Annotated in this window: 13 protein-coding genes; 3 read left to right on the top strand and 10 right to left on the bottom strand. The window is 30.6% G+C overall.

Annotation, left to right across the window (positions count from 1 at the left end; genetic code table 11):
* Nucleotides 1-210: 210 nt before the first annotated feature.
* The 3 genes from I6U48_RS27090 to I6U48_RS27100 all read right to left on the bottom strand — a co-directional run bounded on the left by I6U48_RS27090 (nucleotide 211) and on the right by I6U48_RS27100 (nucleotide 3,116).
* On the bottom strand, nucleotides 211-858 hold the full coding sequence (locus tag I6U48_RS27090) for a GntR family transcriptional regulator (RefSeq protein ID WP_218323630.1): 648 nt from the start codon (nucleotides 856-858) through the stop codon (nucleotides 211-213).
* A gap of 192 nt (nucleotides 859-1,050) precedes the next feature.
* Nucleotides 1,051-2,391, bottom strand: coding sequence for an MFS transporter (locus tag I6U48_RS27095; RefSeq protein WP_218323631.1), 1,341 nt, complete (start codon nucleotides 2,389-2,391; stop codon nucleotides 1,051-1,053).
* A 287-nt stretch (nucleotides 2,392-2,678) separates the two neighbouring features.
* Nucleotides 2,679-3,116 (bottom strand): hypothetical protein, encoded by a 438-nt coding sequence (locus I6U48_RS27100; RefSeq protein ID WP_246615577.1) that lies wholly within the window; start codon nucleotides 3,114-3,116, stop codon nucleotides 2,679-2,681.
* 159 nt (nucleotides 3,117-3,275) lie between these two features.
* Between I6U48_RS27100 and I6U48_RS27105 the strand changes: the two genes are divergently transcribed.
* Together I6U48_RS27105 and I6U48_RS27110 are read left to right on the top strand one after the other, a co-directional pair.
* On the top strand, nucleotides 3,276-5,339 hold the full coding sequence (locus I6U48_RS27105) for a DEAD/DEAH box helicase (RefSeq protein WP_218323633.1): 2,064 nt from the start codon (nucleotides 3,276-3,278) through the stop codon (nucleotides 5,337-5,339).
* The gene (locus I6U48_RS27110) at nucleotides 5,336-6,286 is read left to right on the top strand and encodes a hypothetical protein (RefSeq protein ID WP_218323634.1); all 951 of its coding nucleotides are present in this window, start codon (nucleotides 5,336-5,338) and stop codon (nucleotides 6,284-6,286) included. The genes I6U48_RS27105 and I6U48_RS27110 overlap by 4 nt, the downstream gene beginning before the upstream one ends.
* A gap of 248 nt (nucleotides 6,287-6,534) precedes the next feature.
* Here the strand turns inward: I6U48_RS27110 and I6U48_RS27115 are convergent, their stop codons facing one another.
* The 7 genes from I6U48_RS27115 to I6U48_RS27145 all read right to left on the bottom strand — a co-directional run bounded on the left by I6U48_RS27115 (nucleotide 6,535) and on the right by I6U48_RS27145 (nucleotide 13,521).
* Entirely contained in the window at nucleotides 6,535-7,251 is a 717-nt protein-coding gene (locus I6U48_RS27115; protein WP_218323635.1) for an SWIM zinc finger family protein, read from the bottom strand.
* Nucleotides 7,252-9,915 carry a DEAD/DEAH box helicase gene (locus tag I6U48_RS27120; RefSeq protein WP_218323636.1) on the bottom strand — a complete coding sequence of 888 codons (2,664 nt, stop codon included), beginning with the start codon at nucleotides 9,913-9,915 and terminating at the stop codon, nucleotides 7,252-7,254.
* 187 nt (nucleotides 9,916-10,102) lie between these two features.
* Nucleotides 10,103-10,378 carry a barstar family protein gene (locus tag I6U48_RS27125; RefSeq protein ID WP_218323637.1) on the bottom strand — a complete coding sequence of 92 codons (276 nt, stop codon included), beginning with the start codon at nucleotides 10,376-10,378 and terminating at the stop codon, nucleotides 10,103-10,105.
* A gap of 21 nt (nucleotides 10,379-10,399) precedes the next feature.
* A complete protein-coding gene (locus I6U48_RS27130; RefSeq protein ID WP_218323638.1) occupies nucleotides 10,400-10,891 on the bottom strand; it encodes a ribonuclease domain-containing protein in 492 nt (163 codons plus the stop codon).
* A 148-nt stretch (nucleotides 10,892-11,039) separates the two neighbouring features.
* Complete coding sequence (locus I6U48_RS27135; RefSeq protein WP_312891146.1) at nucleotides 11,040-11,570, bottom strand: DinB family protein; 531 nt, start codon at nucleotides 11,568-11,570, stop codon at nucleotides 11,040-11,042.
* A 642-nt stretch (nucleotides 11,571-12,212) separates the two neighbouring features.
* The gene (locus I6U48_RS27140; protein WP_218323639.1) at nucleotides 12,213-12,989 is read right to left on the bottom strand and encodes a hypothetical protein; all 777 of its coding nucleotides are present in this window, start codon (nucleotides 12,987-12,989) and stop codon (nucleotides 12,213-12,215) included.
* Nucleotides 12,976-13,521: an RNA polymerase sigma factor gene (locus I6U48_RS27145; RefSeq protein ID WP_218323640.1), complete on the bottom strand. Its 546-nt coding sequence runs from the start codon at nucleotides 13,519-13,521 to the stop codon at nucleotides 12,976-12,978. The genes I6U48_RS27140 and I6U48_RS27145 overlap by 14 nt, the downstream gene beginning before the upstream one ends.
* A gap of 536 nt (nucleotides 13,522-14,057) precedes the next feature.
* Between I6U48_RS27145 and I6U48_RS27150 the strand changes: the two genes are divergently transcribed.
* On the top strand, nucleotides 14,058-15,017 hold the full coding sequence (locus tag I6U48_RS27150; RefSeq protein WP_218323641.1) for an L-threonine 3-dehydrogenase: 960 nt from the start codon (nucleotides 14,058-14,060) through the stop codon (nucleotides 15,015-15,017).
* Nucleotides 15,018-15,224: the final 207 nt, after the last annotated feature.

Below are 15,224 nucleotides of genomic sequence, written 5' to 3' on the forward strand. Positions count from 1 at the left end.
GCTGAAGACACATATAAAAACTTTTTAATCAATCTTAGCGAAGTATTTTAGAAAATCTTAGGTACTTCTGATATGTTTGAGGTACGAGTTTATCAGATGTTCTTAGATTTTCAAAATACTGAGCTTTAGATTGATAAAAAGTTTTTATTGTGCCGAAGCTTGGAAACATATACCAGAGTGTAAGTTTACTTTCGGCCGTGGACATCTATACTAAACATATTGTTCAATTATTGAATTATCTATATTAAAAAAATCTTTTAAGTGATTACAAATAACTTTTCTAGCTTTTTCTGAATCACGATTAATTAATGCTTCAATAAGTTCTTGATGATGTTGTATTTGCTTTAAACTGTGTTCAATATCTGTATATTTTGATACTTGAATTAAGTGTATACGTAAATAAAGTTCTTGTTGACTTTTTATTAATATTTGATTTCTACTAATTTTTGTAATGCCTAAATGAAAATCCATATCTAATTTAATTCGGTCATGTATATTTCCAGTACGAGCTCCATCTTCACATTTTTGTGCTAGTTGACGCAGATTTGAAAAATCAGCATTACTACCATAATGTAATGCCAATTGTGCTGAAAGAATATCTTGAGCTAAACGAAGCTCTCCAATTTGACGTATGGTATCTTCATTATAATGTGCTACTTCAGCAAAACATTTTGGGTATAAAAAAATCAACCCGTCATTTTCCAGTTTCCGTAAAGCTTCACGAATTGGAGTACGACTACTGCCTAATTGATTTGCTATACTCTCTTCTGGTATACGTTCTCCAGGTTTTATTTCTAAATTTAATATCATATCTTTTATATGTTCATAAGCTTGTTCGCCTAAGTTACTTTTCTTCAAGTTAGTACAACTCCTTCTAAATGCTAAAGATAAGCTATTTATTTAAAGAATCAATAAGTATATTTCTTAATTTTAATATAAATTAAGGAATAAATCAATTCTACTGCAATGATGGTAAAAATTCAGCAATTATATTCATAAAAAACAGGGCTGCCGTACTTACCTGAGTACGACAGCCCCGTTTTTTGTTTTTTAAGCTGCATTGATCTCATCCAAGGTTTGGCCTTTAGTTTCAATACCTGCTACAGCAACAACTACTGCTACCAATGCAAAGGCTATAGTTAGCATAAGAAACACATAAGTAAAACCTTCCTGTTTACCCTTAGCTTGGTATACCAATCCAACGATGTAAGGAGCGGCAATTGCACCAATACGACCAACCGCAGCTGCCCAGCCTGCTCCACTTCCTCTAACTTTTGTAGGATAGACCTCTGGAGTATAAGCATATACTGCACCCCAAGCTCCAAGGCTAAAAAAGTAGAGGAGACAGCCAAAAGCAAGAACAGCAGATACAGATGCCGCTTGACCATATAAGTACGCAGACAAAGCAGTACCAGCTAAATACATTACCAAAACCGGCTTACGGCCAATTTTTTCTATTAGATAGGCTGCACTATAATATCCAGGCAGCTGAGCAATACTCATTATTAATGTAAACTCAAATCCTTTTACTAAACTGAATCCTTTGCCTACAAGAAGAGTTGGAGTCCATAAAACAAATCCATAGTATCCAAAGTTAATACCTAACCATAGTATCCATAACACAACGGTACGTCTAACATAAGCTTTAGACCACAAATCAAAAACGGTAATGCTGCTGCCATTCTTTCCTTCAGTCTGATTTAATATAGTTTCTTTTTCATTGGTTACTCCAGCCTGTTGTTCCATCTTAGTTACAATCTCATCTGCTTCTTTAAAAAGTCCTTTTTGTTCTAAATATCTAGGTGACTCTGGAATACCTTTTCTTAAATAAGCCGCGTAAAGTGCTGGTACTCCTCCTAAGAAAAATCCAATACGCCATCCATAGATTGGAATTAAAAGATAAGCAATTAAAGCTGCAACTATCCAACCCCAAGCCCAGAAACTCTCTAACAAAACAACCATTTTGCCGCGAGCTTTAGCAGGTGAGAATTCACTAACTAAAGTAGAGGCTGCTGGCAGTTCTCCTCCCAAGCCTAAGCCAGTTAAAAATCTAAAAAACAACAATATGGTAAAATTAGTGGCAAGTCCAGATAGTGCACTAGCGAGTCCATATAGCACCAAAGTAAACGTAATAACTTTTTTTCTGCCCCATTTATCCGCCACCATGCCGGCAATAGCGGCACCAACAGCCATTCCCACTGCTGAAGCACTACCAAGTAGGCCTAGATCAGCAGGAGTAAGCTTCCACGATTTTCCGATTGCAGCCATAACACCAGAAACCATACCTTGATCCATGGCATCAAATAACCATCCAATACCTGTTAAAAACAGCACCCTCCATAACATGGGTGTAACTGGCAACTTTTCAATCCTTTCAGAAATGCTACTCATTAATATTCACCCCTAAATTTAATATAAATTTTATAACTTGTATAAGTATATCACACTGTATATACACTTGTAAATGCATCATTTTATCAGTTATCAATAAAAATAGATTCATATAATTTGTCAACAAGCATAAAATATTATTTTTTAGTATATCTCCACCATTTTTTAAATTCTATTGACTTTCTTACAACTATAACTTCTCCAATTTTAGGAGTAATTATGTTAATTAGTTTAATTCAATAGTTAAAAAAGGAAGCCATCCAAACTTATGGATAGCTTCCTACTAATTATTTTGTTTGTTTAGTCGCTGAATGTGAGCTTTGTGACATTTTACCAAGCGCATATCCAAGCATTAATGCTGTATAACTATTTTGCCCCATCATGCTGCTTATACCATAAGTACCATTATACATTGAACCAGCATTATTTCCATTTAATGTTGAAAGTATACTCTGCTGTGCTAAAATACTCATCATTCTTGCCATCTGCTGAGGCTGAAGTGAAAGACTGTCAAAATTACTTACTGCCTTAGGATTACCATTATTTTTTACTTTATTGTTTTTTGATTTATTTTTAAGATAATTGACTTCAGTATCCTGCATCATGTCGCCTAGTATGCTTGAAAATAAAATTTCTGAGCTATCACTTGATAAACCTTCGTTCATATTGGATAGATTCTGTACGGCATTATATCTCATAAGTTGAGATATATTGTCAATTTTCATAATCATTCCTCCCTTATTTGTAATTATAACCCAACAAATATTACATGTCTATATTCACATAACATTCAATAAAATTGTGTATAGGTATTGCTTAAACATGTTAATACTGTATATAATAATATTCATATATTATTATGTAAAGCGGTGAGTATAAAGCTTATGATAGAACAATTTATATGTAAAATTAACAAAGAACTTCTAGATTTAAATGCAATTGAAATGGATACTGTATTAAAAAGATTAATTCCAGAAAATATGCCTGAAATTAATATAACCATTGATGGTAATGTTTCAAAAGTTTTCAACATTGATAGAAATGAGAATTTAATTTCAGGAAGAGGTATTAAAGGCTTTTTTAAAAATATAAAAAATTCAAAAGCTATAGCAGCTTATGACGAGAAAAATAATAAATTACTACTAGAAAATCTAAGAGAAATTAATTTAAAGGATGAAGTTTTTAATACTGTAAAAAATCCTTCAAAATCTGTCAGTATTATTGAGAATTTAACTAAATTTAATTTTGGTGAAGAAAAATGGATACAAATATATGAATTAGCTAAAGATTTTGCTGTCATTCCAGACTTTGATAAATTACTATCACAAAATTATGTAAGAGAAATGAGTTTATTTAATTATCAAGTAAGAACAGTCAAAGAGGTTCTTAAAAGATTTAGAGGAAGAGCTTTGCTTTGTGATGAAGTAGGACTTGGAAAAACCATAGAAGCCTGTACCGTTATGATGGAATATATAATTAGGGGCTTGGCGAGGAAAATATTAATTCTTGTTCCCCCTTCTCTAGTAGAACAGTGGTGTAATGAACTTAAAAGAAAATTCAATCAGGATTTTATAGCTAGTGACGATCCCAGATTTAAAAAAATGGGAGATGCTGCATGGGGGCATTTTCCAAAGGTTGTGTCTTCTATAAATTTAGCAAAACGTAAACAAAATAGTGAGAATATATTAAAAATTCATTATGATATGATAATTGTAGATGAAGCTCATCATTTAAAAAATAGGAAAACCGTAACTTGGGATTTTGTAAATAAGCTAGATAAGAACTCAATTCTTCTTTTAACTGCAACTCCTATTCAAAATAATTTAGAAGAATTGTATAACCTAATAACCTTACTTAAACCAGGTCAGCTAAATACATATTCTAAGTTTAAAAAGAACTTTGTTAAATCTGGAGAACTAATGGAGCCTAAAAATATTGAAAAATTAAGAAGCCTTCTGGCAGATGTTATGATTAGAAATAAAAGAAGTGATGTAGATATAAAATTCACTAAAAGATATGCAAAAACTATAGAAGTGAATCTATCCCCTATAGAAAAGAAGTTTTACGATTTAATAAGTGACTTTGTAAAAAACAACTATAATAATGAAGAGAAAAAAGGCATATCTCAATTTACTCTTAAAATAATGCAGGCAGAACTTGGAAGCAGCGTATATGCCGTTATACCTACTTTGAAAAAATTGCTATGCAGTGATAATATTTCTTCAGAAAATAAGGAAAGTATAAAAAACTTTGTAGAAATTGCAAAAGAAATTTGTGCTAAGAAATTTGAAGAAAATACAAAGGGAAAAACCCTTATGAAAATAATAAAAGATTTTAATGATAAGATTATAGTATTTACAAAATACAAACCTACCATAGAGTTTCTTGAGCAATTATTAAAGCAAAATAATTATAAAGTGGCAGTTTTTCATGGAGGCATGACAAGAAGGGAAAAAGAAACTCAGATTGATTATTTTAGAAAGGATGCACAAGTTCTTATAAGTACAGAAGCTGGCGGTGAAGGCAGGAACCTTCAATTTTGTAATGCCCTTCTAAATTATGATCTTCCATGGAATCCTATGGCTATAGAACAGAGAATAGGAAGAATTCACAGAGTAGGTCAAGAAAGAGATGTACATATTTTTAATCTTGAAGCTAAGGACACTATAGAATCTTATATACTTGAACTTTTAGATAAAAAAATAAATATGTTTGAACTCGTAGTTGGTGAAGTTGATATGATACTTGGTGATTTAACTGAAGAAGAACAAGGCTTTGATGATTTAATAATGGATATATGGACTAAATCTGAAAACGAAAACGCACTTAAAACAAAAATAGACGAATTAGGCAGTAAATTATTAGAAATGAAAAATCAATATTTTAAAGTTAAAAATGTGGATGAAGAACTATTCGGCAATTTATTTGAAGCGAGGGAAGACAAATGACAGATCTACAACAGTTTACTACAAAATTCTTTGATACTTTAGGTGCTGCTATTGTAGAGGTTGATTATGCTCTTATTCAGGTCCTTGTACCTGATGAATATACAGATATATTTAGAAAGACAGAACTAAAACTTTGTTTTGATTATGAGGTTTATCTTGAAAATCAAGAATATGAACTTGTTACCTTTGGCAGCTTTATTCTAGATAAAATCCTTGACCTAAGTTTTAAATTATCAAATACCTGTATAAGATATGCTATAGCTGAAAATTTAACAGTACATGATGCTGAAATGAAAATTCTTAATTTTTTAAACCTTGATAGAGCAAACATTAAAATTGTACAAGAAACTAAATTGATAAATTATTTGACTAAGTATAGTTTTAAAGTAAGTTATGTATCTGATAATACTGTGGAAGAATTTGAAAATATAGTAGTTGATATGAATTCTAACTCTATTTCACAGGACTTCTGCAATAATTTGGATAGCATCTTTTACGAAACTAGACCTCTATATGATTTTCCTTTAAATTGCAATATTGACTTTTTACAGGGTTTTAAAGCCGCTTTAAAAGAACTGGATATTATTAAAACCTCAAAATTAGATAAACTTAGTAACAATTTGGCTTTATCAAAAGAAACTGAAAGAATTAATTTATATTATGCTTCCTTGAAAGAAGAAGCTGAAAAAAGAATGTCTAGAAAAAATTTAAGTGAAGAAAAAATAAATGAATATAAACATAAAATCGAAATATATAATCTGGAAAACAATAGACAGTTAACTGAAATTGTGGAAAAATATAAAGTTAAATCTGAAATCCACCTGGAAAATGCAGTAATTTATGCTGTCCCTGTGATATGCTTTACATATAAGATGGTTGAAAAAAACACATCTGATGAAGAATTTAAGTGCTTTTATAATGCTGCATTAAAAAAATTTAATAATTAATCACTTTATAAGCTAAAAATAATTTTTTCATATTTTACTAAAAACAGGGGTTGTGGCACTAAGAAACTTATATACAGAATATTGCTTTGCTAATTTAAAATTAGCACAATATACTATTAATAGTTATTCTTAATGCAACACCCCATCTTTTTAATTTTCGACGAACCCTGATTTGCTTCACAGCTGACAATAAAAATAGAAATCCAGTCTATTTTCGTAGCAACGGACTTATCCATAGTCCTTGAAAATTATACTCCAAACAAATCAAAGATATCCGTATCCTCAATAACACGCTTACTTTTCTTATCTGCATTCTTAAGCATACTTTGCATTTTTTCTTCCATTGATTTTTTGAGCAGTTCTTGAAAATCAATATCACGAAGTTTAAAGAATAAAATTGGATCTTCATCTAACCTTGCGCCAACTCCATATAGCACTGCTGCTATATGTTTACACATTCTTGCTGAATCAGGGCAGCTGCACTTAAAATGAATTTCTTTTGGGCTTGGAAATAGTCCATTTTTTGAAGCACTAAACATTTCATCAAACTCCTTAGGGAATTTTCCTGCGAGGAGTGTTTCCATAGTATCAATCTTATGATTACAAATTTCTGTAACCTTTTCCCACTTAGTTTTGTCTAGTTTATCAATTGAAATTACAACATTATATGGCTTAGAACCACTGCCTTGAACTAATGCTAAAACCTCTCCCTCTTTGATCTTTAAATCCAATACTGCTCCATTTCTTACATAGGACCTGCCTCTTCCTATTCTGTTACTAAAATCGGCATAGCTTTCTAAATTTTTATTCCAAGCTTTACCCCACCATTTGCTTGCAATGGTTCTTCCTTCAATAATAATTGGTGAAATGTCAGGATTTTTCCTTTTAAGTTTTTCAAGACTTTTTTTAGCTTTTTCCCTTTTCTCCTCAACTGAAACGTACTCATAAAATCCATAATACCCCATTTACTTTTCACCACCTAGCTTAAATAATTCCATAAGCTCCTTATTATCAAGTTCTGTAATCCAATTTTCACCGGATGAAGCTATTATATCTCCAGCTAACTTTTGTTTTTCTTCTATCATTAAATCTATTTTTTCTTCAATTGTTCCAGTTGTAACAAATTTATGTACCATTACATTTTTGGTCTGTCCTATACGGAAAGCTCTGTCTGTTGCTTGATTCTCAACGGCTGGATTCCACCACCTATCAAAGTGAATAACATGATTTGCAGCTGTAAGGTTTAATCCAACACCTCCCGCTTTAAGGGAAAGTACCATATATGGGATATATTCTTCTCCATTAAAACGCTCAACCATTTCACTTCTTTTCTTAACAGAAGTTCCCCCGTGAAGAACTAGTCCTTTCCTATTAAATATTTTTTCCAAAAACTCCGATATAGGTTCTGTCATCTCTTTAAACTGTGTAAACACAAGGACTCTTTCTCTTTTTTCATATATATTTTCACAAATATTTTCAAGCTGTTCGAACTTACCACTATAATCTCCTTTATATTCTTCAAGGCCAAGATATTGATCTGGATGATTACATATTTGCTTAAATTTAATTATACTTCCAAGGACAAGGCCCTTTCTTTCTATTCCCTCTGAATTTTCTAATTTAGCTTCAAGCTCTTTTACCAGTTTGTTATATAGAACAATCTGTTTCTTACTTAAAGAGGCATACTCTTTTATTTCAATCTTCTCTGGAAGGTCTGATATAACAGTTTTATCTGTTTTTAATCTTCTTAATATAAATGGACTTACAATATTTCTAAGTTTTGCATAATCACTATTCTTTTCTCTTATTCTCTTTGTGAAATTTGTAAATTCCTTAGCATTTCCAAGAAGTCCTGCATCTAAAAAATCAAATAAAGACCAGAGATCTGAAAGTTTATTTTCAATAGGTGTACCGGTCATAGCTATTTTAGTTTTAGCTTTAATTTGCTTAATTACTTTAGTTTGCTTTGTTCCTGGATTTTTAATTGCCTGTGCTTCGTCAAGAATTAATATATCCCAACAAATATCTTTTATCTTTTCCATGCGAACTGCCATTCCATATGTAGTAATATATAAAAATGTACTTTCCTCTGGGTTTATATCAGATTCTTTTCCATGAAGTACAGCAACTGTCATTTGTGGTGCAAATTTTTCTATTTCTTTCTGCCAGTTTCCGATTAGTGAAGCTGGAATTATAAGAAGTGCTTTTCCCCCTTGCTCCGTTCTAATCTTTTCAAGAAAAGCAATAATCTGCACAGTTTTACCAAGTCCCATATCATCTGCAAGACAAGCTCCAAAGCCAAGCTTTTGCATATAAGAAAGCCATGAAAAACCTGTCCTTTGATATGGTCTTAAAGTGGCCTTAAAACTTCCAATAGGTTTGCTTTCTTTTATAATTTTGGGATTCCCCATAGCTTCTCTTACTTTCTTAAGCCATGCTCCATTTGATACTTCTAAGTCCACAACCTCTTCATTAATTCCAAGTTTTTCTCCTGCATTTAATTCCATACGCATTGCTTCTGCTATTGTTAGTCCATCATTTTTAGATAAACTATTAGCTTTTTCATATGCATCCATTACCTCTCTTAACTTATCCTTATCAATTTCTACCCATTTTCCTTTAATTAAAGATAAGCCCTCTGATTCTAAAAGAAGTTTTTTTAATTCTTCTTTAGAAATTTTTTCTTCTCCAAAAAGTATTTCTGGTCTAAAAGATAATAATGCATCCATTCCAACCTTTGAAGGTTCCTTTTCTCCAATAGAAACTGATAGTCTTAAAGAATTACTCTTCTTTCTCCACCAATTGGGAATTCTGCACATTATCCCGCATTCCTCATAAATAGGTATTTCTTTTAAAATAGTATAAGCTTCTTCTTTACTTAGCTTTAATGGTGAAAATAATTCTCCACTTTCCATAAGATCTGATATAAAATTACTTTTATCACCGGCTTTGCTTATGGTTGACATTAATTGAAGAAGTTTTTCCCTATCATCTTTATATTCTAAAAGAGCGTTTTTTAATGGCATATGCTTAGCTTTGTGTGAGCCTTCACTTTTATTTTCTGTAGAATAGGTAGCTAAAAATGCAAAGGGATAATCTTCTTCCTTATTTTCGACTAAATGAAAAAATACTCTCCCAACTACATTAATATGAGTATTTCTCTCCATCAGGAAATCCTTAACAGTTCCTTTATAGCTGGATATCTCTTTTCTATATATATCCGCAATTTTTTCTAAAGTATAAGAAATCCAGTCCTCATTTATAAATTCCATGCCTATTGCAAAAGGTGCTCTACTCTCAAGTTCTTCAAGTTCTTCAGATTCTAAAAACAGCTCTGCAGCTTCCCTTGTAAACTCTATGTCTGACTGCCTTGAAATTTTTACTATTAACTTACTAGCTATAAAGTATAAAAAATTTATTGTTTGTGACATCCAATCATCTTGTCTGCTAAATCCGAGATCCCATAAAGCCTTATATTTATCTTCTATAAACCTTGTATACCAATATTCTTGATTTTTTTGATTATCTTCAGATAATTTTTTCTTATCGGCTATTTCATAATCTACTGTAAATCCTTTCTCTGTAAAAATAACTATTAATTCTTTCTTTTCTTTAGATCTTTGTTCCAAAAAAATACCCTCCTAGCAAATAACGCTTCAATCATTCTTTTTTCGATTTCAAGCACAGGAAAGAAAATAATAGACAAACTTTCTTGTCTATTATTTTTTCTGTGCCTAACATGATTTTTCTTATTCATATTATAGCCTACAAATAATTAATTAAAACTATCTTATCTTTTAGGCCATTATATTTTTATCATTTAATATGTATTTTCAGCTTTCCTTCTGTAGACTTTTCGGCATCTCGAAAAATTTCTAGTGTACTTTCTGCATAGTCTCCCAAAAACTTTCTACTAATTTGAAAATCTACCCATTCTATTATGATCGGTAATTCTAGATCAGTAGTTAAGCAGTCCCAGAGTGCATCCAAGTTTTCTCCATAATAGTCAGGAAACTTTAGTTCTCTCTTCAAATTTTCATGTAGAGCCTCTTTATTTGTAAATTTACTTCCTTCTAATATTACTTTATTCAAATTATTCACCTCATTAAAAAGTTATTTTCCATTGTACAAAAGCTTAAATGTCTTATAATGGTCTGAGGTTGAATAAATTAATCCATCATTGGAATAAAGTATTCTATCTGCTCCTCTTTTCCCTCCATTATAATTAATATCACATTCACGCCAAACTCTTTTAGGTGCATCTGGCAGTGATTTTTCTGCATTCTTAAAAATATCTCCACCTATACTTTTACCTGGTGCCACTTTATCAAGATCTTTACCCGGAGTCCATCCAAGCTTTGTTGCCTGGTCTTTGGTTATAAAGTTATCTGGAAGGGCGGCATTTTTATGAATATAATCCGCTACCCCTTGAAAATCGTTAATTACTTTTTTATTCTTTGTAGAATCAGTTTTTACACTTTCTGTGTTCACATTTTGTTTTTCTTTGTCAGTATTCTTATTTGTCGATGTACATCCTAATAAACTTATTGTAATAAACAAAGCAAGAAAAACAACGAAAATTTTCTGTATAAAATTATTTTTCATATCTTTTCACCTTTCATAATCAATTAGATATTTTATTATAGCATTTTTAAAATTCTTCATAAATTCATTTTTTAGTAGTTTTGTTGAATAAAAAATATATTAGAATTAAATCTAAAATTATTCCACATCAACTTTACAAAATTGGAATTTAGCATCTATATATCTTTTTATCTGCCCTAATATGTTCTTTCCATTTACAATAGTCATTTAGGTGCAGTATAACATGCCTTGTTGGAGGCATGAGTAGAATCCCTGCAACATCTTTTTTACCCCAAAAATCCAGAAGCCAAATTGAATCTTTTTGCTTAGTTACACCACCACTATCAAGTATTCTCTCTAAGTCAATTGGTGAAACTTTTCGTTTCATATCCTCAGCTTGTAGATTATTAATAATTTCTTTTGTACTCTCTACAACCGCATTCCAGTAACATAACATTTCTTTGATATTGATACTATGACTAAAGTACATGATTTCATCATCAGTTAGTGTATTCCCTGTATCTGTAATTGAAATATTCATTCTTGACTTCCATTCTGCATTAAATAACTGATTCTTCTCTGCAACTAACATGTTCTTTGTTAAGTCTTCAATTCTTGCAATATGCCATATAACCCATGCTATTGTCTCATCTTTAGTTTTAAGCATACTTGCATATTCATTTTCTTTTAAATCTCTTATAAGATTATCAACTTCATTTTAAACAGTTCCTTCTGTTTCTGACAGATGTAGATTTGAATGAATATCTAAAAACAAAAGTTTCGCTTGTGATATTTTATCTTTCTTGCGAATAATTTTACCTAATTCTTTATGCTTCTCACTTAATCCTTATCCAAAATATTTCATTAATATACCCCCATACAAATTACTATTTTATCTTTTAGTAAATCATAACATATACTATAAATATTACACTATTAAGCTTATAGATAACCATGGCCGACACTTAACTTATGCGACCGGATATATTGGCATTCTTCCGGCACAATAAATACTTTAAATACTTTTTATAAGTCTAAAGCTCAGAATTTTGAAAATCTAAGAACCATTGATAAACTCGTACCTCAAACATATCAACAGCTCTAAGATTTTCTAAAATGCTGAGCTAAGAATAATAAAAAAGTTTTTATATGTGCTTTCAATTTTGGCAAGATATAACTTCGTATAAGTTATATGTCTGGTATGGGTTCTATATATATGATTTGAAATGTGAACTAAAAAACATCTCAAAATTCAATCCATGTATAATAATTAGATGTTCTGATAAATTATTTGTTTTTTCATTACAATAATTAAAAATTTTATAATATATACTTATAGTTATTATTTTGCATTTATATAAGTATGTGCTATTGCTTCTAACACAGAGCCATCAACAGTACCGTATATATCAAACTCTGTAACCTTACTATTTTCTTCAATATGGTAAAGAATTATTTTTTTTCTCCCCAATTGTAAGTCCATTATTAATGCTAAATCATTACCAAAGCTATTGAGTCTTTTTGTACCCTTAGGATACCTTGATGTGAAGTGAATACGTTTAGAATTTGCATTTAATTGCTCTGTCATACTATCAGAGAATTTTTGCCTAACAACTACTTTTTTCCCTTCTTTATTTTGATAAAGCTCAAAATATTCAAGTGGCATATCAACAAGTTTATGTACACCATCAATGTCAGTAGCCATTTGAAAAATAACTCCAGAACCTTTAATTCTCTCAAAATTATTCAATTTATAAGGTACACGAATAGGAAATATAGATATTTTTCTAGATTCAATTAAATCTTTTGTTTTATTTGTTTCTAGTATCTCATAAAATGACTCAAGAGGAGTTTTGTAATCAGAGAAATCTTGACTTTCATTCTTTATCTGTATATTAGCATTTACCCAAATGAATTTATAATATGAAAATCCTACTATCAATAATGATAACAAAAGTATCGGAATAAGAACTGCTGTACTAAATAATTTGCTAAGTCTTATATTTTTTTTATTAGCTTTTAAATACTTTTGTTTTATATCATCATAAGATAGCGATGTAGTACTCTGTCCTAGTGCTTCTTCCATTACTCTTTTAATATTTGACTCAATTTGTTTCATATGTTCTTCCTCCTTCATCATCTATATTAAAATTAACCTTAGCTATTCTTTTTTTTAATGAATTAAGTGCTGAATTAAGTCTTGATTTACATGTACCTAATGGGATATTTAGTATTTCTGCAACCTCAGTCAGTTTATATCCTAAATAATAATGCAAAACTATTACTTCTCTACTCTTCAAAGATAAATTAGTTACTTCTCTCCATAACTCTTTATTTTCTTCACTCTGTAGTACAATTTCATCTACATAGTGGTTATCTTCCACTTCAGTAATAACTCCGAATAATGAATGCCACTTATTCTTTCTAATCATATTTCGCACTGTATTTACAGCTATGCTATAGACCCAAGGTTTAAAAGATTTGCTTGTGTCATATGATGAATACTTCTGAAGTACTTTAATAAATGTTTCCTGTAACACATCTTCAGCTAATACTTTAGATTTTGTTAAAAATAGTGCTATACGAAACACATATTCTGAATGCTCTCTATAAAGCGTTTCCACCTGCCTAGTTAAAATCTCATCGTCCAAATTTAAATCCTCCTTTTTTCTGTTTCATCATATATACACTTCAATACAACAAAAGGTTCGGTATCTAATAAAAAATCTACTAGCAACTTTAATAAGTGTTTTTCAATGACAAACTCTTTTGCCTTGTCATAAAATACAACTTATACCAAACTATATAAGGATTATATCAAACTTATAATATTGCTGCCTAAAGGAAATCAAACAATAATCTCCCACACAAATTTACTATTTATCGATTCGCTACTTTAGCGTGGCTTTTGTCGAAAATGTTGGCACCACTCTTTAAAGATCTTATCGTATATGTACAAATTTATCCTTTCATCCAATGTTTTCACCAGTTTTCTAACGAAATTCACTAAAATACACTAAACTTAATAATGGCAATTTCAGAAAGGATTTATAAGCATTTATTACTTTGTTATAATGGTATTATTAAAATTTCACTGTCTCTGTATTATACATTGCTCTAAAGAATACTATAATTTTTTTCAAGTTAGTAAATTAATTATAAACTTTAATCAAGGAGGAGTTTTTATATGAAAAAAATATTAATAACTGGAGCTTTAGGTCAAATAGGTTCTGAACTGACAACCCACTTGAGAAATATTTACGGAAAAGATAATGTCATAGCATCTGGAAGAAGAATAGTTGAAGAAAGCACAATAGTTCAATCTGGATCTTATGAATTGGTAGATGTGCTAGATCCAAAACAAATTGATACTGTAGTTAAAAAATATAATATTGATTCCATTATTCATCTTGCTGCAATTCTATCTGCTGTTGGTGAATCAAATCCTAGTGCAGCATGGAATATAAACATAAATGGTTTATATAATGTTCTTGAGGTAGCTAGGGAAAATAAATGTGCACTTTTTACTCCTAGTTCTATTGCTGCATTTGGCAAATCTTCACCTTTAGATAATACACCACAGGATACAGTTCAAAGACCAGAAACAATTTATGGCGTTACTAAGGTCTCTGGAGAATTATTATGTGATTATTATCATAAAAAATATGGTTTAGATACAAGAGGAGTTCGTTACCCAGGTGTAATCTCCTATGAAACACTACCTGGTGGTGGAACTACTGACTACGCAGTACATATCTATTATGAAGCTTTAAAACGTAGAAAGTATACCTGCTTTATACAAGAAGGAACCTACATGGATATGATGTATATGCCCGATGTTTTGAATTGCGTTGTTAACCTTATGGAAGCTGACCCTTCAAAATTAAAACATAGAAATGCATTTAATGTAACCTCTATTAGCTGCGCTCCAGAAGATTTTTGTAATTCAATTAAAAAATACATACCAGATTTTCAGATGGATTATGATATAGATCCTATAAGACAAGCTATTGCAGAATCCTGGCCAAATTCTATGGATTGCACTGCTGCAAAAGAAGAATGGGGATTTAGTGTCAAGTATAACTTAGATGAAATGACAAAAGACATGCTAGAAAAACTAAAAATGAAATTGGATATTAAAGCTTAAAAAAGTTGCCGCCTATATAGATATCCACGGCCGACACTTAACTTATACGCAGGTAGATGTTACCAAAGCTGAAAGCACATATAAAAACTTTTTTATCATTCTTAGCGAAGTATTTTAGAAAATCTTAGAAGCTTTTATATGTTTGAGGTACGAGTTTATAAAAGTTTCTTAGATTTTCAAAATACTGAGCTTTAGAATGATTAAAAA

Origin of the sequence: Clostridium thailandense (assembly GCF_019207025.1) — a bacterium.
In the GTDB taxonomy this organism is placed as follows: domain Bacteria; phylum Bacillota; class Clostridia; order Clostridiales; family Clostridiaceae; genus Clostridium_AM; species Clostridium_AM thailandense.

Excerpts from the sequence above, each read along its gene's own strand:
- I6U48_RS27105 (WP_218323633.1), top strand. The coding sequence starts at position 3,276 with ATGATAGAACAATTTATATGTAAAATTAACAAAGAACTTCTAGATTTA.
- I6U48_RS27130 (WP_218323638.1), bottom strand. The coding sequence starts at position 10,891 with ATGAAAAATAATTTTATACAGAAAATTTTCGTTGTTTTTCTTGCTTTG.
- I6U48_RS27115 (WP_218323635.1), bottom strand. The coding sequence starts at position 7,251 with ATGGGGTATTATGGATTTTATGAGTACGTTTCAGTTGAGGAGAAAAGG.
- I6U48_RS27150 (WP_218323641.1), top strand. The coding sequence starts at position 14,058 with ATGAAAAAAATATTAATAACTGGAGCTTTAGGTCAAATAGGTTCTGAA.
- I6U48_RS27140 (WP_218323639.1), bottom strand. The coding sequence starts at position 12,989 with ATGAAACAAATTGAGTCAAATATTAAAAGAGTAATGGAAGAAGCACTA.
- I6U48_RS27095 (WP_218323631.1), bottom strand. The coding sequence starts at position 2,391 with ATGAGTAGCATTTCTGAAAGGATTGAAAAGTTGCCAGTTACACCCATG.
- I6U48_RS27100 (WP_246615577.1), bottom strand. The coding sequence starts at position 3,116 with ATGAAAATTGACAATATATCTCAACTTATGAGATATAATGCCGTACAG.
- I6U48_RS27110 (WP_218323634.1), top strand. The coding sequence starts at position 5,336 with ATGACAGATCTACAACAGTTTACTACAAAATTCTTTGATACTTTAGGT.